The organism is Pseudomonas sp. S34 (genome assembly GCF_009866745.1).
Lineage (GTDB): Bacteria > Pseudomonadota > Gammaproteobacteria > Pseudomonadales > Pseudomonadaceae > Aquipseudomonas > Aquipseudomonas jessenii.
Map to the genome: position 1 here is coordinate 1,824,697 of NZ_CP019398.1, position 20,181 is coordinate 1,844,877.

At 59.6% G+C, this 20,181-nt stretch carries 20 protein-coding genes; 4 read left to right on the top strand and 16 right to left on the bottom strand.

Going from position 1 to position 20,181, the window contains the following annotated elements; translation table 11 throughout:
• Positions 1–31: 31 nt before the first annotated feature.
• The 5 genes from PspS34_RS08075 to minC form a co-directional block, all read right to left on the bottom strand.
• Positions 32–1,321, bottom strand: a complete 1,290-nt coding sequence (locus PspS34_RS08075) for a M18 family aminopeptidase (RefSeq protein ID WP_150812344.1) — start codon at positions 1,319–1,321, stop codon at positions 32–34.
• Positions 1,322–1,520: 199 nt separating this feature from the next.
• Positions 1,521–2,156 carry an RluA family pseudouridine synthase gene (locus tag PspS34_RS08080; RefSeq protein WP_046037585.1) on the bottom strand — a complete coding sequence of 212 codons (636 nt, stop codon included), beginning with the start codon at positions 2,154–2,156 and terminating at the stop codon, positions 1,521–1,523.
• A 181-nt stretch (positions 2,157–2,337) separates the two neighbouring features.
• On the bottom strand, positions 2,338–2,592 hold the full coding sequence (minE, locus tag PspS34_RS08085; RefSeq protein ID WP_007974947.1) for a cell division topological specificity factor MinE: 255 nt from the start codon (positions 2,590–2,592) through the stop codon (positions 2,338–2,340).
• Positions 2,593–2,595: 3 nt separating this feature from the next.
• Positions 2,596–3,408: a septum site-determining protein MinD gene (gene minD / locus PspS34_RS08090; protein WP_090453967.1), complete on the bottom strand. Its 813-nt coding sequence runs from the start codon at positions 3,406–3,408 to the stop codon at positions 2,596–2,598.
• Between the two features lie 202 nt (positions 3,409–3,610).
• The gene (minC, locus tag PspS34_RS08095) at positions 3,611–4,348 is read right to left on the bottom strand and encodes a septum site-determining protein MinC (protein ID WP_090457784.1); all 738 of its coding nucleotides are present in this window, start codon (positions 4,346–4,348) and stop codon (positions 3,611–3,613) included.
• Between the two features lie 118 nt (positions 4,349–4,466).
• On the opposite strand from minC, the gene PspS34_RS08100 reads away from it, so the two are divergent.
• Both PspS34_RS08100 and PspS34_RS08105 read left to right on the top strand, forming a co-directional pair.
• Complete coding sequence (locus PspS34_RS08100) at positions 4,467–5,399, top strand: lipid A biosynthesis lauroyl acyltransferase (RefSeq protein ID WP_090453969.1); 933 nt, start codon at positions 4,467–4,469, stop codon at positions 5,397–5,399.
• 132 nt (positions 5,400–5,531) lie between these two features.
• A complete protein-coding gene (locus tag PspS34_RS08105; RefSeq protein ID WP_090453970.1) occupies positions 5,532–6,704 on the top strand; it encodes a patatin-like phospholipase family protein in 1,173 nt (390 codons plus the stop codon).
• Between the two features lie 115 nt (positions 6,705–6,819).
• Here PspS34_RS08105 and PspS34_RS08110 read toward each other — a convergent pair whose 3' ends face one another.
• The 8 genes from PspS34_RS08110 to puuE all read right to left on the bottom strand — a co-directional run bounded on the left by PspS34_RS08110 (position 6,820) and on the right by puuE (position 14,967).
• Entirely contained in the window at positions 6,820–7,605 is a 786-nt protein-coding gene (locus PspS34_RS08110; RefSeq protein ID WP_057715764.1) for an outer membrane protein OmpK, read from the bottom strand.
• 377 nt (positions 7,606–7,982) lie between these two features.
• Positions 7,983–8,768: an outer membrane protein OmpK gene (locus PspS34_RS08115; protein ID WP_154946577.1), complete on the bottom strand. Its 786-nt coding sequence runs from the start codon at positions 8,766–8,768 to the stop codon at positions 7,983–7,985.
• 167 nt (positions 8,769–8,935) lie between these two features.
• Positions 8,936–10,294 (bottom strand): nucleobase:cation symporter-2 family protein, encoded by a 1,359-nt coding sequence (locus PspS34_RS08120; RefSeq protein ID WP_159389546.1) that lies wholly within the window; start codon positions 10,292–10,294, stop codon positions 8,936–8,938.
• Between the two features lie 164 nt (positions 10,295–10,458).
• Positions 10,459–11,763: a urate hydroxylase PuuD gene (locus tag PspS34_RS08125; protein WP_057715761.1), complete on the bottom strand. Its 1,305-nt coding sequence runs from the start codon at positions 11,761–11,763 to the stop codon at positions 10,459–10,461.
• A gap of 50 nt (positions 11,764–11,813) precedes the next feature.
• Positions 11,814–12,317 (bottom strand): ureidoglycolate lyase, encoded by a 504-nt coding sequence (locus tag PspS34_RS08130; RefSeq protein ID WP_085723223.1) that lies wholly within the window; start codon positions 12,315–12,317, stop codon positions 11,814–11,816.
• 124 nt (positions 12,318–12,441) lie between these two features.
• Positions 12,442–13,437, bottom strand: a complete 996-nt coding sequence (gene alc / locus PspS34_RS08135; RefSeq protein ID WP_057715760.1) for an allantoicase — start codon at positions 13,435–13,437, stop codon at positions 12,442–12,444.
• A gap of 91 nt (positions 13,438–13,528) precedes the next feature.
• Positions 13,529–14,044 carry a 2-oxo-4-hydroxy-4-carboxy-5-ureidoimidazoline decarboxylase gene (gene uraD, locus PspS34_RS08140; RefSeq protein ID WP_159389547.1) on the bottom strand — a complete coding sequence of 172 codons (516 nt, stop codon included), beginning with the start codon at positions 14,042–14,044 and terminating at the stop codon, positions 13,529–13,531.
• Positions 14,041–14,967 carry an allantoinase PuuE gene (gene puuE, locus PspS34_RS08145; RefSeq protein ID WP_057715758.1) on the bottom strand — a complete coding sequence of 309 codons (927 nt, stop codon included), beginning with the start codon at positions 14,965–14,967 and terminating at the stop codon, positions 14,041–14,043. Before puuE ends, uraD begins: the two co-directional genes overlap by 4 nt.
• 434 nt (positions 14,968–15,401) lie before the next feature.
• Between puuE and uraH the strand changes: the two genes are divergently transcribed.
• The gene (uraH, locus tag PspS34_RS08150) at positions 15,402–15,755 is read left to right on the top strand and encodes a hydroxyisourate hydrolase (protein WP_003223171.1); all 354 of its coding nucleotides are present in this window, start codon (positions 15,402–15,404) and stop codon (positions 15,753–15,755) included.
• A gap of 209 nt (positions 15,756–15,964) precedes the next feature.
• On the opposite strand, the gene PspS34_RS08155 is transcribed toward uraH, so the two are convergent.
• From PspS34_RS08155 to PspS34_RS08165, 3 genes are all read right to left on the bottom strand, one after another.
• Complete coding sequence (locus tag PspS34_RS08155; RefSeq protein WP_150812347.1) at positions 15,965–16,591, bottom strand: LysE family translocator; 627 nt, start codon at positions 16,589–16,591, stop codon at positions 15,965–15,967.
• A gap of 72 nt (positions 16,592–16,663) precedes the next feature.
• Positions 16,664–18,013: an NCS2 family permease gene (locus tag PspS34_RS08160; protein WP_057715756.1), complete on the bottom strand. Its 1,350-nt coding sequence runs from the start codon at positions 18,011–18,013 to the stop codon at positions 16,664–16,666.
• 317 nt (positions 18,014–18,330) lie between these two features.
• Positions 18,331–18,777: a MarR family transcriptional regulator gene (locus PspS34_RS08165; RefSeq protein WP_102671808.1), complete on the bottom strand. Its 447-nt coding sequence runs from the start codon at positions 18,775–18,777 to the stop codon at positions 18,331–18,333.
• Between the two features lie 82 nt (positions 18,778–18,859).
• Between PspS34_RS08165 and PspS34_RS08170 the strand changes: the two genes are divergently transcribed.
• Entirely contained in the window at positions 18,860–20,026 is a 1,167-nt protein-coding gene (locus PspS34_RS08170; RefSeq protein ID WP_150812348.1) for a PLP-dependent aminotransferase family protein, read from the top strand.
• Positions 20,027–20,181: the final 155 nt, after the last annotated feature.

Consider the following 20,181-nt stretch of genomic DNA (forward strand, 5'->3'; position numbering starts at 1 on the left):
GCAGGCTCGCTCCTACAGGGTATTGCGGGGTTTACGGCAATTCGCGGCAGGCGTAGAACGCGTTCAGCACCTTGACCAGATGCGCCAGGTCCTGGCTGCCGCACAGTTCGCGGATCGAGTGCATGGCGAACGTCGGCAAGCCGATATCCACGGTGCGCACGCCCAGGTGGCTGGCGGTGATCGGGCCGATGGTCGAACCACAGCCCATGTCGCTGCGCACTACGAAGCTTTGCACCGGCACTTCTTCAGCCATGCACAGGTGACGGAAGAACCCGGCGGTTTCGCTGTTGGTGGCGTAGCGCTGGTTGCTGTTGACCTTGATCACCGGGCCGGCGTTGAGTTTCGGACCGTGGTTGGCATCGTGCTTGTCGGCGTAGTTCGGATGCACGCCGTGGGCGTTGTCAGCCGAAACTAGCAGGGATTTCTGAATGGTGCGTACGAATTCATCACCTTCAGGCAGCAAGCGACGTAAGGTTTGCTCAAGCATCGGGCCGTCGGCACCGCAGGCCGAGCAGGAACCGACTTCTTCGTGGTCGTTGCAGACCAGCACGCAGGTTTCGTCGGTGTCGGCCGTCAACAGCGCTTGCAGGCCGGCGTAGCACGACAGCAGGTTGTCCAGGCGCGCGCCGGCGATGAAGTCGCCATGCAGGCCAATGACCGCAGCGCTTTGGGTGTCGTAGAAACTCAACTCGTAATCGAGCACCACGTCGGCATTCAGGCCGTGTTCGCGGGCGAGCTGGTCGGTGAGCACCGCGCGGAAGTCCACGCGCTCGTCACCGGCAAATTGCGCGAGGATCGGCGGCAGTTCGGTCTGGGCGTTGATTGCCCAACCCATGTTGGCTTCACGGTTGAGGTGAATCGCCAGGTTCGGAATGATCGCGACCGGTGCCTTGAAGTCGATCAACTGGCTCTCGACCTTGCCATCACGACGGAAGGTTACGCGGCCCGCCAGGGACAGGTCGCGGTCGAACCACGGCGCCAGCAGCGCGCCGCCATAGACTTCAACGCCCAGTTGCCAGAAGCCCTGGCGTTGCAGTTCCGGTTGCGGCTTGACGCGCAGGCACGGGCTGTCGGTGTGGGCGCCGACCAGGCGAATGCCGCCGTGCAGCGGTGAATGGCGGCCCATCTTGATCGCGACAATCGAAGAGTCGTTGCGGGTGACGTAGTAGCGACCGTTGGCTTCGGTATTCCATGGCTCGCGCTCGTCGAGGCGTTGGTAGCCCGCCGCTTCCAGACGCTGAACAAGGCTGGCGGTGGCATGGAACGGGGTAGGGGAGGCCTTGAGGAAATCGATCAGGCCTTGGTTCAACTCTTCGCGCATAAAGTAGCTCCAGACAGCAGTGGCGCCAGTTTAACGTATTGGCCTGGTAAATGGCGTCGCACTGATTGTGGGGCTGACCATCGAAATTGAATCTGGAGGAGATCCTTTGTGGGAGCGGGCTTGCTCGCGAAGGCGTCGAGTCAGTCAATACATCGTTGAATGACACACCGTATTCGCGAGCAAGCCCGCTCCCACAGTTTCAGAACGGTGCCGGGCACTCGAAGCGCAGGCGTTCGCCACTTTGCGGATGGGTGAAGCTGAGCATGCTCGCGTGCAGACACAGGCGCGGCCAAGCCGCCAGCGCCTGCTCATGGGCATAGAGCCCGTCACCCAGCAGCGGATGACCAATCGAGAGCATGTGCACGCGCAACTGGTGGGAGCGGCCGGTGATCGGTGTCAGCTCAACGCGGCACCAATCGCCGCAACGCTCCAGCACTCGCCAGAAGGTCAGTGCGTGTTTGCCGAATTCATGGTCGACCACGTGGCGTGGCTTGGTCGGCGGGTCGTAGCGCAAGGGCAGGTCGATGCTGCCGCTGTCCAGTTCCGGCTGACCCCAGCACAGGGCGGTGTAGGCCTTTTCGGTTTCGCGGTCGTGAAATTGCCGGGACAGTTCGCGATGGGTGTCCGGGTCGCGGGCCAGCAGGATGATGCCGGAAGTCTCCCAGTCAAGGCGATGGACAATTCGCGCTTCCGGGTAGCCGTTTTCCTGCAGGCGGGTAATCAGGCAGTCCTTGTTGTCGTCGGCCCGGCCAGGGACAGAGAGCAACAGGGTCGGTTTGTTCACCACCAGTACGGCGGCATCCTGATGGATGATGTGGATGTTGGACAGCGGCATTAAAACAGCCTCGTAACAAACGCCAACGGCGGCCCAGGCTTTCGCTGTCCTTGTAGGAGCGAGCCTGCTCGCAATGGTGTGTCAGCTACATCGAAGTCGACTGACACTACATCGCGAGCAGGCTCGCTCCTACACAAAGGGCCGTGAAAGCCTGAGCCGCCGTGGCTCCAGCCGGATCGACTCAGCGATCTGGCAGGGTGATATTGAGTTCCAGAATCGAGCAGCTGCCCTGGCTTTCCAGTGCGACGTGCACGTCATCGGACCCGATATTGACGTACTTGCGGATCACCTCGACCAGTTCCTTCTGCAAGGCTGGCAGGTAGTCCGGGGTACTGCGTTGGCCGCGTTCGTGCGCCACGATGATCTGTAGACGCTCTTTCGCTACCGACGCGGTGCTTTGCTTTTTGTTGGCACGAAAGAAGTCAAAAAGGTTCATTGCTTAGTTGCCTCCAAACAGGCGCTCGAAGAATCCCTTCTTCTGTACATCAAGGAATCGATGATCCACGGTCTTGCCCAGCAGGCGGTCCACGGTATCGCTGTAGGCCTGGCCGGCATCGCTCTGGTCGTCGAGAATCACCGGAACACCCTGGTTGGATGCCTTGAGCACCGCCTGGGATTCAGGGATCACGCCGAGCAGGGTCACCGAAAGGATGTCCTTGACGTCTTCTACGCCGAGCATTTCGCCTTTGCTCACACGTTCCGGGTGATAACGGGTAATCAGCAGGTGTTCCTTGATCGGGTCTTCGCCGCGTTCGGCGCGACGGGACTTGCTGGCCAGCAGGCCGAGCATGCGGTCGGAGTCACGTACCGAGGAGACTTCCGGGTTGGTCACGACGATCGCTTCATCGGCGAAGTACATGGCCAGGTGTGCGCCTTTCTCGATGCCTGCCGGGGAGTCGCAGACCACGAACTCAAAGTCTTCCTTGAGCTGCATCAGGACTTTTTCCACGCCTTCGACGGTCAGCGCGTCTTTGTCGCGGGTCTGGCTGGCGGCCAGCACGTAGAGGTTTTCCAGGCGCTTGTCTTTGATCAGAGCCTGTTGCAGGTTGGCTTCGCCGTTGACCACGTTGACGAAGTCATACACCACGCGGCGCTCGCAACCCATGATCAGGTCGAGGTTGCGCAAGCCCACGTCGAAGTCGACGATCACTGTTTTGTGGCCGCGCAGAGCGAGGCCGGTACCGATAGCGGCGCTGGTGGTGGTCTTACCCACACCACCCTTGCCGGATGTAACCACGAGAATCTTGGCCAAGGTGTTTCACCCCTAAGGAAGAAGGACTTTTCAGTCCCTGAAAAACATCTCCTGAAAAACTACTGCAGTCGGACAGCCTTGGCTGGAATCCGGTTTTGAGCGGCGTTTACCCCCGGTAAACACTGCTTTCGGCCTTTTTCCTACTTCGTTTGAGCCGTTTTCGCTACGTTTTAGAGATGCTTGGAAAATGCGGCAGTATCCGTTAAAGCCGAATGATGTTCAACACGTCGCCGGACAGGCTGACCTGCACACCCGAACCCCATAGCGGGTCGCGGCGCAGATCTTCGGAAACCTTGTAATGCCCGGCGATGGAAATCAGTTCAGCACTCATTTGCTGACAGAAAATCCGCGCCTTGGTGTCGCCCTTGACGCCGGCCAACACGCGACCACGCATCGGGCCGTATACATGGATGTTGCCATCGGCGAGAAGTTCCGCTCCCGGGCTTACCGAGGAGATCACCACCAGATCGCTGCCCTGGGCATAAATCTGCTGGCCACCGCGTACCGGCGAGGTGATGATTTTCGTCGGCTTGATGGTCGGCTCGGGCGGTTTTTCCGGTTTTTTCTTCGGTTCGCCTTCGGTCAGGTCCAGTGGACGCTCCCGGGCACCGGACGGTGGCAGCACCGGCAGGTCGACCGCGATGGCGGCGGCAATGTCTTCGATGCGGCTGGCGCGGATCGCCAGGGTACGCAGGCCATGCTGGCGGCAGACGCGCATCAGCCCTGGCAGATCGACCGCGCCTCCGTTGGCCGGGAGTTTGTCCAGGGCCAGTACCAGTGGCGCGTTGCTGAAGAAGTTGGGCGCCTGGGCGACCTTGGCGGCCAGTTGCCGATCAAGGCTTTCGAGGTCGTTACGGGCCAGTTCCAGCACCGTAATGGCCAGCATACTGCCCTTCAACTGGAACACGGGATCTTGGTCTAGCGGTTCGGTTTGGCTCATGGTCGGCATACAACGACTTGTCACTAAAAGTGCCGAGACTTATAACGAGAACGCCCGCGGGCCGCAAGCCGGGTCGAACGATGTAGAATGCGCGGCCATTGTCATTCCGGAAGCATTAATGGACCGCCCGCGTTTTCGAAAAGCATTTCTATCTCCACGTTTCTGGCCACTGTGGTGTGGCCTGGGGCTGTTGTGGCTGATCGTCCAGCTGCCGTACCCGGCACTGCTGTGGATCGGTCGCGCACTGGGCGCATTGATGTATCGCGTGGCCGGCGACAGACGGCGCATTGCCAAGCGCAATCTGGAACTGTGTTTTCCTGAAAAAACCGCCGCCGAACGCAAACGCCTGCTCAAGGAAAACTTCGCCTCCACCGGCATCGCGTTCTTTGAGATGGCGATGAGCTGGTGGTGGTCGCGCAAGCGCCTGGCAAATCTTGCTCATATCGAAGGGCTGGAGCATTTGCAGCAGGCTCAGCGTGAGGGCAAGGGCGTGATCCTGATGGCCTTGCACTTCACGACACTGGAAATCGGCGCAGCGTTGCTCGGTCAACAGCACACCATCGACGGCATGTACCGCGAGCACAAGAATCCGCTGTTCGACTACATCCAGCGCCAGGGCCGCGAGCGGCACAACCTCGATTCGCTGGCGGTGGAACGCGAAGACGTGCGTGGCATGCTCAAACTGCTGCGCTCGGGCCGGGCGATCTGGTACGCACCGGATCAGGACTACGGCGCCAAGCAAAGCATTTTCGTGCCGCTGTTCGGCATTCAGGCCGCGACCGTCACCGCCACGAGCAAGTTTGCGCGACTGGGCAAGGCGCTGGTGGTGCCGTTCACCCAGGAACGTCTGGCGGACGGCAGCGGATATCGCCTGGTGATCCATGCGCCGCTCGAAGGCTTCCCCGGCGAAACCGAGGAGGCCGACTGCCTGCGCATCAACCAATGGATCGAAAGCGTTCTGCGCGAGCATCCCGAGCAATACCTGTGGGCCCATCGCCGCTTCAAGAGCCGCCCACCGGGCGAGCCCAAGCTGTACGCCAAACGCGTGTAGGAGCGAGCTCGCTCGCGATGGTGGCCAACGATAACGCGGGACACCTGACCCCCGCGGCGTTTTCACAACCATCGCGAGCAAGGGAACAGGTTGAAACAACGAAATCCCATCAAGCACCATGGAGAGTTGTGCATGAGTCCAGGCGAACCGGTTACAGGGTTGATTCTTTCCGGTGGCGGGGCTCGGGCGGCCTATCAGGTCGGGGTGCTGGCGGCGATTGCCGAATTGCTGCCGCCGGGGGCCCGCAATCCGTTCCCGGTGATCGTCGGCACCTCGGCGGGCGCGATCAACGCCGTCAGCCTCGCCAGCGGGGCGATGGACTTTCGTAACGCCATCGAGCGCCTGACGGCATTCTGGCAGGGCTTTCGCAGTCATCTGGTGTTGCGCAGCGACTGGCCCGGGGTGATCCGCCAGGCCAGCCGCTTTGTCAGCCACAGTTTGCTCGGCATCGGTGCCCAGGTTCCGGTGGCGCTGCTCAACAGTTCTCCGCTGCGGGATTTGCTCAACGACAAGCTGCATATGGGTGGCATCGCCGAAGCGATCGCACAGAAGCAATTGCATGCGGTGGCGGTCACCGCGTTCGGCTATGAGTCCGGCCAGGCCGTCACCTTCTATGAGGGCGGCGGCAAGATCGATGCCTGGTTGCGCCATCGGCGTATCGGTGTTCCCACCCGGTTATCCGTTGAACACCTGCTCGCCAGTTCGGCCATTCCGCTGCTGTTCGCCCCGGTGAAAATCGGCGAAGAGTATTTCGGTGATGGCGCGGTGCGTCAGTCGGCGCCGATCAGTCCGGCGTTGCATCTGGGTGCCAGTCGGGTGCTGGTGGTGGGCGTCAGTGGCAACCCCCGCGGGATTGACCCGCGACAACCCTTGTTGCGTAGCTACACCGGTCAGCAGCCGTCCCTGGCGCAGATCGGCGGGCACATGCTCAATAGTACGTTCATTGACAGCCTGGAAAGCGACATCGAGCTGTTGCAGCGCCTGAACCAGTTCAGTCACCTGATGCCCGACGGTACACCCACCCGTGCTTTGGGCGTGGCGCCGGTGGACGTGTTGGTGATTTCACCGAGCCAGCCGATCGATGAGATTGCCGCGCGTCATCGCCAGGAATTGCCGGCGGCATTGCGCCTGTTTCTGCGCGGGCCGGGGGCGACCAAGACCAGTGGGGCGGGGGTTTTGAGCTACCTGCTGTTCGAGGCGGGGTATTGCAGCGAGTTGATTGAACTGGGGCGGCGGGATGCGTTGGCAAAGCGCGGGGAGTTGTGCCGGTTTCTTGGAATTGGGGAGTCTTTGGTTTCGGCTTGAGATGTAGGAGCGAGCCCGCTCGCGATGGACGAAAGGACACCGCGGGGTATCAGGACCCCAGCGTTATCGTTCACGACCATCGCGAGCGGGCTCGCTCCTACAGGAGGTGTTCAGATCAGAAGTGAACCTTGACCAGGAAGCTGGTCACGCTCTGATCGGTCTTGAAGCCCTCGCTGTCTTCGATACCGTATTTGTTTTTCCAGTAGTCATACTCGACACCGACGTACAGTTGCTTGGCACCCAGATTCAACGCCTTGCCCAGGTCGTATTTGACCTGCGGGTTGAAGTGCAGGTTGGCGTGGTACTCGCCTTTGCTGTTGACGTCGTTGTCTACCACCCAGTCCATGAAGCCGTCGATCAGGACGTCCGAGCCACCCACCGGAATGGTGTAGGACCAGACCGGAGTGATCTGCCAGACATCGTCACCCGGACGGCCACCCTCGGTGTGACGATTATAGAAGTTCAACTGGAAGTAATCGAAACCAGGAATGGCCAGGTCGAAACCAGGACCGACCAGGTACGACTCGGTGTCGTCTTCGCCGAACTCATACGTCATGGCCAGCAGCACGTCCTTGATCGGGCCGAACTCCAGCTTCTGGTCAAAGATCTTGCCGAACGACAGGCGTGGCTGGAATTCGCCGTAGTGAGTGTTTTCACCCGCGAAATGGTCTTCCTTGCCGTTGTAGAAGATTTTGTCGATGAAGAAGAAGTTGTCGCCGTACTTCCAGGCATCGGCGTGTTCGAAGGTCACCGTCTGCTGGATGCGCGGGTTGACCTGGAAGTCCTTGCCATACAGATAGGTCAGGCTGTTGTTTTGCCACTGCAGCAAATCGCCGGCCATGGCCTGGCCCCCGGCCAGCATCGATCCCGCCAGCATCAGGCTAGTGCACGTACGTTTCATTCGGTTGCTCCCAAAAAGTAGGTGGTTCCACGTTATTTTTTTAAGGTCGGCGCTCTGGTGTGGCGCCTTTTTCTGTAGCGGTAAAAAATCATCCATTCGGTCAGCTTTAATGCTGTTAGCAAGAGCTGAGCCAAGGCTTTCAAAAAGCAAAAAAACTCCCGTTCGACGGCTCAAGAGCGGTCGATTGAGAGGGGTTTTGGAGTGCCTTGGTGCCTGCCAGAGCCGGGATAAGTTGGCTTTCTGGTCAGGTTTTACATCCGGGCTTTTTTTTAAACCGGATTCGGGCGGCCGCGGAGAATACTGACTCCTCGGCCAGGTCTCAAGTGCTCCGCAACGGCGCACCGACGGCAGGTTTTGGGCACGGTTGCGGAGCAGCATCAGAAGTGCACCTTTACCAGCAGGCTGGCGGTGTTTTCATTGGTGTTGAAACGGGAGCTGTCCTGGACGCCGTATTTGTCTTTCCAGTAGCTGTATTCGGTGCCGACATACACCTGTTTCTCGCGCCAGCCCAGGGCTTTGCCCAGGTCGTATTTGATCTGCGGGTTGAAGTGCAGGTTGGCGTGATAGGTGCCGCGGGCGTTCTGGTCGTTATCCACCACCCAGTCGATGTAGCCGTCGATCAACAGGTTCGAGTTGCCCAGTGGCAGGGTGTAGGACCAGGCCGGGCTGATTTGCCAGACATCATCGCCAGGGCGCGAGCCTTCGGTCTGGCGGTAATAGAAGTTCAAGGTGAAAAAGTTGAAGCCCGGTACCGCGAGGTCGAAACCAGGGCCGATCATATAGGCCTCGGTGTCGTCTTCGCCGTTCTCGTAGGTCATGGCCAGCAGCACGTCCTTGATCGGGCCGAATTCGAAACGGCGGTCGAGGATCTTGCCGAAGGATAGGCGTGGGCTGAACTCGCCGTAATAGGCATGAACGCCTTTGTTTCGGTCTTTCTCGCCGTTGTAGTAGGTGCTGTCGATGAACATGAAGTTGTCGCCGTACTTCCAGCGGTCGGCGTGTTCGAAGGTTATCGTCTGCTGGATCGCTGGATTGATCGCGAAGTTCTTGCCATACAGATAGCTCAGGCTGTTGGTCTGCCACAGCAGTAGATCGCCGGCCATGGCCTGACTCGCGGCCAGCAGGCCAGCACCCAACAGCAGGTTGGTTTGTGTCCGAATCATCTGTTGCTCCCTCTTGTTTTTATTTTAAGGCGCAGGAAACCCTTACCCTGTAGGAGCGAGCCTGCTCGCGATGGTCGTCAACGATTACGCGTGTTATCTGGATAAACGCGGTGTTCTCGGGTTCATCGCGAGCAGGCTCGCTCCTACAGGGGGCGTGTGTTTCCGGGTTAATGCGTGTGAGCGTGGCAGTCGTTGATGGCCGCGCGTTCGGCGCCACCAAGGATGTTGAACAGCAGGTTCAGCGTCAGCGCGCTGAGGGTGGCCATGGCGATGCCGCTGTGGGTGATCGGGCTCATCCACACGGGCAGGTGGGCGAAAAACTCCGGGCGTACAACCGGGATCAGGCCCATGCCGATGCTCACCGCCACCAGTAACTGGTTGCGACGGTCACCGATGTCGGCCTCCTGGAGAATCTTGATTCCGGTGGCGGCGACCATGCCGAACATCGCAATCGCTGCGCCGCCCAGTACTGCCGGAGGAATCGACGCCACCAAAAACGCGGCTTTGGGCAGCAGGCTCAAGACGATCAGCAACCCGCCGGCAACGATGGTCACCGAACGGCAACGCACGCCGGTCATCTGTACCAGGCCGATATTCTGGGCGAAGGAGGAGTGGGTGAAGGTGTTGAAGAAACCGGCGAAGAACGAAGCGCCGGCATCGCACAACAAGCCTCGACGCAGCATCCGTGGACAGACTTCCTGGCCGGTGATCTTGCCCAGCGCCAGGAACATCCCGGTGGACTCGACGAAGATGATCACTACCACCAGGCACATCGACAGGATCGGCGCGAGTTCGAATTTGGGCATGCCGAAGTGCAGCGGAGTGACGAATTGCAGCCATGGAGCCTGAGCCATGCCACTGAGGTCGACCATGCCGAGCAGGCCGCAGAGCACATAGCCCAGGCACATGCCGATCAGCACGGAAATATTGACCCAGAAACCGCGCATGAAGCGATGCACCAGCAAGATGGTGCCCAGTACCAGTGCGGCGATGGTCAGGTAAATCGGTGAACCGAATTGAGTGGCGCCGGCACCGCCGCCGGCCCAGTTCACAGCCACGGGGAACAGCGACAAACCGATCGAGGTGATGACTGTGCCGGTCACCAGCGGCGGGAAGAAGCGTACGACTTTGGACATGAACGGGGCGATGATCATGCCGAAGAACCCGGCGGCGATGGTCGCGCCGAAGATCCCTTGCAGGCCGATACCGGGCATGCCGGCCATGGCGACCATGCTGCCGACGGCGGCGAAACTGGCGCCCATCATCACCGGCATGCGAATGCCCATGGGGCCGATGCCGAGGGACTGGACGATGGTGGCGATACCCGCCACCAGCAGGTCGGCGTTGATCAGGAAGGCGATTTCTTCACGACTCAGGCCAGCGGCCTGTCCGATGATCAGCGGTACCGCGATGGCACCACCGTACATCAGCAGAACATGTTGCAAACCGACCAGGATCAGTTGCAAGAGGGGCAAACGCTGAATGGCGGGTGCGTCGGGGATGCGCGCTTCGGATAGCTCGGACATGCAACACCTCGGATCTTTTTATTCTTGTGATTTACAGCTGCAGTGCTGCTGGCAGCTGTATTCGAATCTGGTGGACCGCGTTGCGGCCAATCGCAGGCAAGCCAGCTCCCACACAGGCCATGCAAAACCTGTGGGAGCGAGCTTGCCCGCGATGCTTTTAGCGATTAATTGGTCTGGGCTCCCTGCACAATCCAGGCACCGATCAGGTCACGTTCCTGCTGGGTCATCTGGGTGATGTTGCCCAGTGGCATGATCTGGCTGGTGACGGCTTGCGCCTGAATCCGCGGTGCGTTCTGGCGGATCTGCTCGGGAGTGTCCAGCATCACACCGGCCGGTGCCGCGCTGAACAACGGGCTGGTTGGCTTGGCCGAGTGGCAAACCGTGCAACGTTCCTGAATCACGCTGTGCACCTTGTCGAAACCCGGGCCAGCATTGGATGCCTGAGCCGGAGCGGCAGCAGGTGCTTGTGCAGGTTTGGCTTCAGCAGGTTTCAAACCACCGCCCACTGCGGTTTCCGGCAGCGGCTGGTATTCGATTTTCGCTGGAGCGTTCGCCACTTCAGGGGCGCTGGACATCGGCTTCGGACCGGACACATAAGCCAGGCAGATCATGCCTACCGCTGCCACTGGCAGGGTCCAGGCAAACTTGTGGCTGTCGTGACGGGTGTTGAAGTAGTGACGCACCAACACCGCCAGTACCGCGATCCCGGCCAGGATCAACCAGTTGTACTGGCTGCCGTAGGTGCTCGGGAAGTGGTTGCTGATCATGATGAACAGCACCGGCAAGGTGAAGTAGTTGTTGTGACGCGAACGCAACAGGCCTTTGGCCGGCAGCGCCGGATCCGGCGTGCGGTTCTCGGCAATCGCCGCAACCAGTGCGCGCTGTGCCGGCATGATGATGCGGAACACGTTGCCGACCATGATGGTGCCGATGATCGCGCCGACGTGAAGGTACGCACCCCGACCGCTGAACACTTTGCTGAAGCCGTAGGCAGCGCCAATGATCAGCACGAACAGGATGAAACCCAACAGGGCAGGGCGTTTGCCCAGGGCCGAGTCGCACAGGAAGGAGTAGATGAACCAACCGATGAACAGCGAGCCGAGGCCGATGGCCACGCCTTCAGGACCGCTCAGGGTGCTGCCCGGAGCCAGCAGGTAGAGCGTCGGGTTGGAGTAGAATACCACGCACAGCAGCGCGATACCCGACATCCAGGTGAAGTAGGCTTCCCATTTGAACCAGTGCAGGTTGTCCGGCATGGTCGGTGGAGCCAGTTTGTATTTTTCCAGGTGATAGATACCGCCGCCGTGGATCGCCCACAAATCACCGGCCAGACCGCTTTTCGGATTGACCCGATTGAGGTTGTTTTCCAGCCAGACGAAGTAGAACGACGCACCGATCCAGGCCACGCCAGTAATCATGTGAACCCAGCGCACGCTCAGGTTCAGCCATTCCAACAGATGTGCTTCCACAGTCTTTACCTCTCGCCCGTCACTCTGTTGTCGAGTGATCGGACCTTCTCTTATTGGTGGGGGGCGAGGATCAAACGCTCATCCTCTTTGAAAAAATGCTCATCGCAGTTATTGCCTGTGCCACTGCGATCAACCACCAGGAAGTCATCCCGCTTTTCGATCGTCAGCACCGGGTGGTGCCAGACGCCGCGATGGTAATTAATGCCCTGCCTGCCGTTGGTGACGAAGGCGCGGACCAAGCCTGATACAGGTTCATCGCCAAGTGGCGCGACCACGATCAGAAAGGGGTTGCCGAGCAGCGGAATGAAAGCCTGGCTGCCCAGCGGATGGCGCTCCAGCATGCTGACGGTCAGCGGCATGTCCTGCGCATCGGCGCGGAAGATGCTGATGATCGCGTTGTCCTCTGGCGTGGCGGTTTCGACCACAGCCAGTTTATGGAAGCGCATGGTCGAACCGTTGTTGATCATGAAGTGATCGCTGCCGTCGGTTTCGATCACGTCACCGAAAGGGGCGAAGGCTTCTTTGGTCAGCGGTTCAATCGTCAGTGTGCGCATGCTGTTCTTATCCGAATTCTGTGTTGTTAGTTCTATCGCCATCGCGAGCAAGCTCGCTCCCACAGTGGACTGTGGCGTTCACAAAACCTGTGGGAGCGAGCTTGCTCGCGATTGGTCCCACCGCTTATTTAGCGACCTTGCCCAAAACGCGCAGGCGGCTCACACCACCATCCGGGAACACGTTCAGACGGATGTGGGTGATCGGGCCCAGTGCCTTGATCTGCTCGGCGAAGGTGTGTTCGGCGTGCATTTCCAGCTTCTGGCTTGGCAGCAGTTCGCGCCAGAACAGCGACTGGGTTTCGATCTGGCTGTCGGTACCGCCCTTCACGAACGCGCCCTGGATCGAGCAGCTGTCCGGGTAGTTGCCTTTGAAGTGCAGGGTGTCGACGATGACTTTCTCGACTTCGCCGGCATGACCCAGCGCGACGATGACCCAGTCATTGCCCGGGGTACGACGACGCGCGGTTTCCCAGCCATCGCCCATGTTGATGCCACGGCCCGGGTTGAGGATGTTGCTCATGCGACCGAAGTGTTCATCGGAGCAGGCGAGGGCGCGACCACCGTTAAGGGCCGCAGCCAGGTCGACTTGCTCGTTGTCGCCGGTAGCCGACCAGTCACGGAACGGCACGCCGTACACGCGCAGACGGGCCACGCCGCCATCCGGGTAGATGTTGAAGCGCAGGTGGCTGAAGGCCTGGTCGTTGTTGATTTCGTGGTAGTGGTGGCTGTTGCCTTGCAGCTCGACGGCCGACAGCACTTCAACCCACTGGGTGTTTTCGTTCGGCTCGCCTTCGGTCAGGAAGCAGGCTTCCAGGGACGCCGATGGCGGGAAGTTGCCGGTGAAGAATGAAGTGTCGATGTCGACGCCCTTGATCGAACCCGGTACGCCCAGGCGGATCACTGCGCTGTCGAAGCCTTCGAAGCGCTTGCGGCGCGATTCCCAGCCGTCCATCCACTTGCCGTTGTCATCGAACACGCCCTCCTTCCATACGGCCGGGGTCGGTTGGAACAGACGGTTGGCGTCTGCGAACCAGTCATCGGTGACCGAGATGATTTTGGTGCCCAGGCGGGCATCGGCCAGGTTGACGAACTTCTCGAAAGGTACGGCGTAAGCTTTCATTCTTCTTGTCTGCCTTTAAATAAGTGGCTTGGGATACTTGCCAGGCCCCCGGGCGGTTTCGGCGTTCTTGAATCCGCTGGGGCCAGGCTTGCTATAGGGTCAGTAATCGGAACAGGGCGATCTTGTTGATCTCCGCCAGCGCGCACTTGAACTCGGTGTCGACCGGGTTGTGGATGCGCGTTTCGAACGCTGCGAGGATCTGATGCCGGTTGCTGCCTTTTACCGCCATGATGAAGGGAAACTTGAACTTGGCTTTGTAGGCGTCGTTCAGCTCGGTGAAGCGAGAAAACTCTTCGGCCGTGCATTGGTGAATACCGGCGCCAGCCTGTTCATTAGTGCTGGCTTCGGTAAGTTGGCCCTGGACGGCGGCTTTGCCGGCCAGGTCCGGGTGAGCGTTGATCAATGCCAGCTGACTGGTGTGATCGGCGCTCAACAGGATGTCGCTCATGCGCTGGTGCAGGGTTTCGATCTCATCGATCGAGGCATCCAGGCCCAGGTCGTAGGCCTTCTCGGCCACCCATGGCGAATGTTCGTAGATGTCGGCGAAAGCGGCGACGAAGGCGTCGCGGCTCAGGGCCGAAGGTTTGACGGTTTGAAAGGTGCTCATTTGGCAGCCCCTGTGTACGGGTGGGTTTCTTGCCAGTGACGCGCGATGTCGACGCGACGGCTGAACCACACCTGTTCATGACTTTTAGCGTATTCGATAAAGCGCTTGAGTGAAGCCAGACGCGCCGGACGGCCGATCAGGCGGCAGTGCAGACCGATCGACAGCATCTTCGGAGCCTCGGCGCCTTCGGCGTAGAGCACGTCGAACGCATCTTTCAGGTATTCGAAGAAGTCGTCGCCCTTGTTGAAACCCTGGACCTGGGTGAAGCGCATGTCGTTGGTGTCCAGGGTATACGGGATCACCAGGTGCGGCTTGCCGGTCGGGTTGTTCGGTTCCCAGTAGGGCAGGTCGTCGTCGTAGGTGTCGCAGTCGTAGAGGAAACCACCTTCTTCCATCACCAGGCGACGGGTGTTCGGGCCCGTGCGGCCGGTGTACCAGCCCAGCGGGCGAGTGCCTGTGATTTCGGTAAGGATGCGGATCGCTTCGAGCATGTGCTCGCGTTCCTGGGCTTCGTCCATGTACTGGTAGTCGATCCAGCGATAGCCATGGCTGCAGATCTCGTGGCCGGCATCGACCATGGCGCGGATCACGTCCGGGTGACGCTGGGCGGCCATGGCCACGGCGAAGATGGTCAGTGGAATGTCGAATTCCTTGAACAGCTTCAGGATCCGCCACACGCCGGCACGGCTGCCATACTCGTAGAGGGATTCCATGCTCATGTTGCGCGCGCCTTGCAGCGGCTGGGCTGAAACCATCTCCGAGAGGAACGCTTCGGATTCTTTGTCGCCGTGCAGGATGTTGCGCTCGCCGCCTTCTTCGTAATTGAGTACGAACGACAGGGCAATACGGGCATTGCCCGGCCAGTGGGGGTGAGGAGGGTTACTGCCGTAACCGACCAGGTCGCGTGGGTAGTCAGCGCTCACTGCAGGCTTCCTTCTTATTCGATGATGACGGTTGGTGTGACGCAGCTGAAAATGGGATGGCGGGCTTGCGTCACAGCGATGGGCTGATTGTATACAACTTTATATTCACTTTGTAAGCCTGATTTTTCGCATTTTTCACCGACTGTCATCTTTTACTGCTATTGGCGTGAGCCTGCAAGAAATCTGCCTGACTGGTCAATTATTGATTGAAGGGTTCATAGACTGTGCGGTTTGGCGGGAAATCGGCGGTAAATATGCAGATGGCGGACGTCATACGAAAAATGTCGTTTTTATTGTGTACAATTTTTTTGAAAAGTGTCTTAATCAGTCGCTCGCCGCAGCTTTTCGTGCTCCGAATCGGTGCGGTCTCCTTTTCAACTGACTTCGGGAGGCGCGAAGTCTGACTGCTCCACGCAGGCAGGCGCGCAGAATCAATGGGACGTTTGACTACACACGTTTTGGACGCAGCACACGGTTGCCCGGGCAGCTCGATCAAGGTCGAGTTGTACCGCGTTGAAGGATCGCACCTGGAATTGGTCGCCAGCGCGATAACCAACAGCGATGGCCGTGTCGATGCACCGCTGCTGCAAGGCGATGACTACCGCACCGGGGTCTATCAGGTTCAGTTTCATGCCGGCGATTACTACCGCGCCCGTGGCGTTCAGCTGCCGGAGCCTGCATTCCTTGATGTGGTGGTGCTGCGTTTTGGCATCTCCGCCGAGCAGGATCACTACCATGTGCCGTTGTTGATTTCGCCTTACAGCTACTCCACCTATCGCGGCAGCTGATCCCCCAGGCAGCTGCTGCAACCTGGAAGCGACTGCGCATATAGCTTCTTTGGTCTTTCGCCCGCTCACACTGCGGGCTTTTTTTCGTCTTCTGTAGGAGCAGCCGGTCGACGCTCGATTGCTCGCGATGGAGGCCCAGACAACGCGGGCATTCAGATGGCCCGCGTCATCGTTAACGTCCATCGCGAGCAAGCTCGCTCCTACAACTGTTATCGGCTCAACAACGATGCAGCCCCCGCACCACTGAACAGCCCCGCACTGATCCGGTTGAACCAGCTCTGGCCCTTGCCGCTGCGCAGATACCGTGCCGCACCATGGGCGCCGAGGCCGTAGGCCAATTTGCACAGCAGGTCGAGCACGGTCCAGGTCACGATCATCACCAGCAGTTGTGGGAGGAACGGCTGTTCGGCACTCAAGAACTGCGGCAGGAAAGCGGCGAAGAACAGGATATCTTTCGGATTGCTTGCGCCCAGCATGAACGCACGCCCGAACAGTGCGCGAAAGCGTGGCACCGGCGCGGCCTGTGGCACTTCAGCGCCATGGGAAGGCAGGCGCGATTGCTGCCAGCTCTGCCAGGCGAGGTAGAACAGGTAAAGGGCGCCAAGAATCTTCAGGGCACTGAACAGCTGTTCCGACGCCAGCAACAACGCCCCCAGACCCAGCGCCGAAGCACTCAGCAGGCAGATCGATGCCGACACGCCGCCGAGAAAGGCCGGGTAAGAGCGGCGCAGGCCGTAATTCAGACTGTTGCTGATCATCAGCAACGACAGCGGCCCCGGGATCAGGATCACTATCAGCGCAGCGCCGCTGAACAGCAGCCAGGTTTCCAGACTCATCACTTTCCTCCATTTGCACAAAAGCCCCACCCGACGGGGTGAGGCTGTTTTCAAGCGTGTACCGCGTGTGGTTTACAAGAAGATGAACTTGGCGATGAAGATCGCGCAGAGCACCCACAGGCTCACCGAAATTTCCTTGTACTTGCCGGTACCGGCCTTCATCGCCACGTAGGTGATGAAGCCCAGCGCGATGCCGTCGGCGACCGAGAAAGTCAGCGGCATCATGATGGCGGTGACAATTGCCGGAATGCTGTCGGTGGCTTCGTCCCATTCGATGTGGGCCATGCCGCCCATCATCAGCATCGCTACATAAATCAGCGCGCCCGCGGTTGCATAGGCAGGAATCATCCCGGCCAGCGGTGCGAAGAACATGGCTGCAATAAATAGCACACCTACGGTCACTGCGGTAAGACCAGTCCGACCACCCGCTGCAACACCGGCAGCACTTTCCACGTAGCTGGTGACCGGAGGAACGCCGACTACCGCACCGAATACGCTGGAAGCACTGTCGGCTTTCATGGCGCGGGAGAGGTTTTCAATCCTGCCATCAGCGCCCACCAGGTTGGCACGCTGGGCAACGCCCATCAGGGTGCCTGCGGTGTCGAACATGTGCACGAAGAGGAAGGCCAGGACCACGCTGACCATGCTGATGTTGAATACACCTACAACGTTCATGGCCATCCAGGTCGGAGCCAGGCTCGGTGGGGCGGACATGATGCCCTCGTAGTGCACCAGCCCAAGGCCCCAGCCAGCGAGGGTCACGGTGATGATGCTGATGAGGATCGCGCCGAACACCTTGTGATAGCTGAGGATGGCGATCATCAGGAAGCACACGGCGGCGAGCAGCGGACCGGGTTCGCGCAGGGAGCCGAGCTTGATCAGGGTCGCCGGGCTATCGACGACGATACCTGCGGTTTTCAGGCCGATCAGCCCCAGGAACAGACCCACGCCGGCGCCCATGGCGAAGCGCAGGCTGACCGGGATGCTGTTGAGCAGCCATTCGCGGATCCGCGAGAAGGTCAGGATCATGAACAACACACCGGACACAAACACCGCGCCGAGGGCGGTTTCCCAGTTGTAGCCCATGGTGCCAACCACGGTGTAGGTGAAGAAGGCGTTCAGCCCCATGCCTGGTGCCAGGCCGACCGGCCAGTTGGCGTACAGGCCCATCAACAGGCAACCGAGTGCCGCGGCGATACAGGTGGCGACGAACGCCGCCCCGTGATCGATCCCGGCGTCGGCCATGATGTTGGGGTTGACGAAAATGATGTAAGCCATGGTGATGAAGGTTGTCAGACCGGCAATCAGCTCGGTCTTCACCGTGGTGCCGTGCAAGCTGAGTTTGAACAGACGTTCCAGCAAGCCATTGCGTAATGGCGGCGAGATTTCCAGCGTCGGTGCTTCGGATTTGCGGCTTTCCACAGCGAGTACTCCTCAAGAGTTTTATTTTTATTTCCAGGGCCGGATCCGAGAGGGGTGGCAGCGGCCCTTTGAGGTACTTGCGAATTTGTTGACCTCTTGGTCAGGAACTCGCACGAAGTGGATTATGCTTTTGTATACAAAGAAAGCAAATAATGTTTTTGGTTTTGTAGACGAAAAGTTTGGCAATAGGGATATATCGCCTGTTCTGGCCCCTTCGCGAGCAAGCCCGCTCCCACAGGGGAATGCGGTCACCTGTGGGAGCGGGCTTGCTCGCGAAGGCATCGGTTCAGCCACTGCAAATCCAGCAGATTGAATACTCAGTCTGCCGACAACTGGCCTTTTCCCAACGCCAGGTTCACCGTCAACCACCCATTCACCGCTGTCTCCCCGGCCTCGGCAAACACCCGCTCCAGCAATTTCACCTGCTCACGGCGCAACGACTGTTCGAAACGAGCGCCGTCATCGGTCAGTTCCAGCAGCCGCTTACGCTTGTCCGACTCGGACGCGACGCTGTCCACCAGATGCATCTCGACCAACTGACGCAACGGCATGTTCAACGCCTGCTTGCTCACACCGAGTAAAGCCAGCAGTTCCTTGACACTCAGGTTCGGATAGCGGGCGATGAAAAACACGATGCGCTGATGCACCCGACTCAGGCCGCGACGTTCGAGCATTTCATCGGCCTTGGCGGTGAAGGCCTGGTAGCCGAAGAAAAACGCTTCCATGGCTTGCTGCTGGGAAAGCGGGTTTTTAAGGTCAAGCATATTGACGTATCCGTTCGGGGAGGCGTAATTTCGGTCAACAAGTTTGACTCATTTTTCACATGCCTCGCTACCGGTGATCCCCATGGCTTTTTCCGAACGTGTCTCACGCCTTAAAAGTTCTTTGATCCGTGAAATCCTCGCTGCGGCCCAACGTCCGCAGGTGATGTCGTTTGCCGGCGGCTTGCCGGCCGAAACCATGTTGCCGAAGGTCGAGTGGACCGAGATGCCGGTTTCCATGGGCCAATACGGCATGAGCGAGGGCGAACCGGCGTTGCGCGAAGCGCTGGCCGCCGAGGCGCGAGCGTTGGGAGTGCCATGTGAGGCAAGCCAGGTACTGGTGGTCAGCGGCTCACAGCAGACCCTCGACCTGGCCGCCAAGCTGTACATCGACAAGGGCACCGAAATCCTGCTCGAAGCGCCGACTTATCTGGCGGCATTGCAGATTTTCCAGCTGTTCGGCGCCGACTGCCTGACCGTGCCGCTGGAGGCTGACGGACCGAACTTGACGGCGCTACGCGCTCGCCTGGAACAACACCGCCCGGCTTTCATCTACCTGATCCCGACCTTCCAGAATCCATCGGCGGTGCGTTACAGCGAAGCCAAACGCAACGCGGTGGCGGCATTGCTCGATGAGTTTGGCGTGACGCTGATTGAGGATGAGCCTTACCGCGAGCTGACCTTCGACGGTGGCAGCGCCACGCCGATTGTCAGTCGCTTGAAGAAGGCCAGCTGGATCTATACCGGGACCGTGTCGAAAACCCTGTTGCCGGGTTTGCGTGTCGGCTACTTGATCGCCAGCCCGGACCTGTTTCCACATCTGTTGAAACTCAAGCAATCGGCGGATTTGCACACCAATCGGGTCGGCCAGTGGCAGGCGCTGCAATGGATCGGCACCGAGAAATATCAGCAACACCGTAGTGAGTTGCGCGATTTTTATCGGGGGCGTCGGGATGCGTTTCAGGCTGCGCTGGAAACGCACTTCTCCGATCTGGCGGACTGGAACGTGCCGCAGGGCGGGCTGTTCTTCTGGTTGAAACTCAAGCAGCCGCAAGACACCCGCACCTTGCTGAATGCCGCGCTGGCCAACGACGTGGCGTTCATGCCGGGGGAGCCGTTCTTCCCCGAGCCGGACAACCATCCGGGGTATCTGCGATTGAACTTCAGCCACATTGATCCGGCGCGGCTGGATGAGGGGCTCAAGCGGTTGGCGGCGGTGGTGCGTGCTGCCCAGGCCGCAAAAGCAGCCTAGAAACAAATAAACCGGCGCATGGACCGGTTTATTTTTGTCTGAATTTATGGTGCCTGTGCCGGCCTCTTCGCGAGCAAGCCCGCTCCCACAGGGAAATGCGGTCAACTGTGGGAGCGGGCTTGCTCGCGAAGGCGTCAGTCAGATCACCACAAAAA

Bases quoted from the DNA above. Each gene is read 5' to 3' on its own strand.
- PspS34_RS08075 (WP_150812344.1), bottom strand. From the start codon at position 1,321: ATGCGCGAAGAGTTGAACCAAGGCCTGATCGATTTCCTCAAGGCCTCC.
- PspS34_RS08080 (WP_046037585.1), bottom strand. From the start codon at position 2,156: ATGCCGCTGTCCAACATCCACATCATCCATCAGGATGCCGCCGTACTG.
- minE (WP_007974947.1), bottom strand. From the start codon at position 2,592: ATGAACCTTTTTGACTTCTTTCGTGCCAACAAAAAGCAAAGCACCGCG.
- minC (WP_090457784.1), bottom strand. From the start codon at position 4,348: ATGAGCCAAACCGAACCGCTAGACCAAGATCCCGTGTTCCAGTTGAAG.
- PspS34_RS08100 (WP_090453969.1), top strand. From the start codon at position 4,467: ATGGACCGCCCGCGTTTTCGAAAAGCATTTCTATCTCCACGTTTCTGG.
- PspS34_RS08105 (WP_090453970.1), top strand. From the start codon at position 5,532: ATGAGTCCAGGCGAACCGGTTACAGGGTTGATTCTTTCCGGTGGCGGG.
- PspS34_RS08110 (WP_057715764.1), bottom strand. From the start codon at position 7,605: ATGAAACGTACGTGCACTAGCCTGATGCTGGCGGGATCGATGCTGGCC.
- PspS34_RS08115 (WP_154946577.1), bottom strand. From the start codon at position 8,768: ATGATTCGGACACAAACCAACCTGCTGTTGGGTGCTGGCCTGCTGGCC.
- PspS34_RS08120 (WP_159389546.1), bottom strand. From the start codon at position 10,294: ATGTCCGAGCTATCCGAAGCGCGCATCCCCGACGCACCCGCCATTCAG.
- PspS34_RS08130 (WP_085723223.1), bottom strand. From the start codon at position 12,317: ATGCGCACACTGACGATTGAACCGCTGACCAAAGAAGCCTTCGCCCCT.
- alc (WP_057715760.1), bottom strand. From the start codon at position 13,437: ATGAAAGCTTACGCCGTACCTTTCGAGAAGTTCGTCAACCTGGCCGAT.
- uraD (WP_159389547.1), bottom strand. From the start codon at position 14,044: ATGAGCACCTTTCAAACCGTCAAACCTTCGGCCCTGAGCCGCGACGCC.
- uraH (WP_003223171.1), top strand. From the start codon at position 15,402: ATGGGACGTTTGACTACACACGTTTTGGACGCAGCACACGGTTGCCCG.
- PspS34_RS08155 (WP_150812347.1), bottom strand. From the start codon at position 16,591: ATGAGTCTGGAAACCTGGCTGCTGTTCAGCGGCGCTGCGCTGATAGTG.
- PspS34_RS08165 (WP_102671808.1), bottom strand. From the start codon at position 18,777: ATGCTTGACCTTAAAAACCCGCTTTCCCAGCAGCAAGCCATGGAAGCG.
- PspS34_RS08170 (WP_150812348.1), top strand. From the start codon at position 18,860: ATGGCTTTTTCCGAACGTGTCTCACGCCTTAAAAGTTCTTTGATCCGT.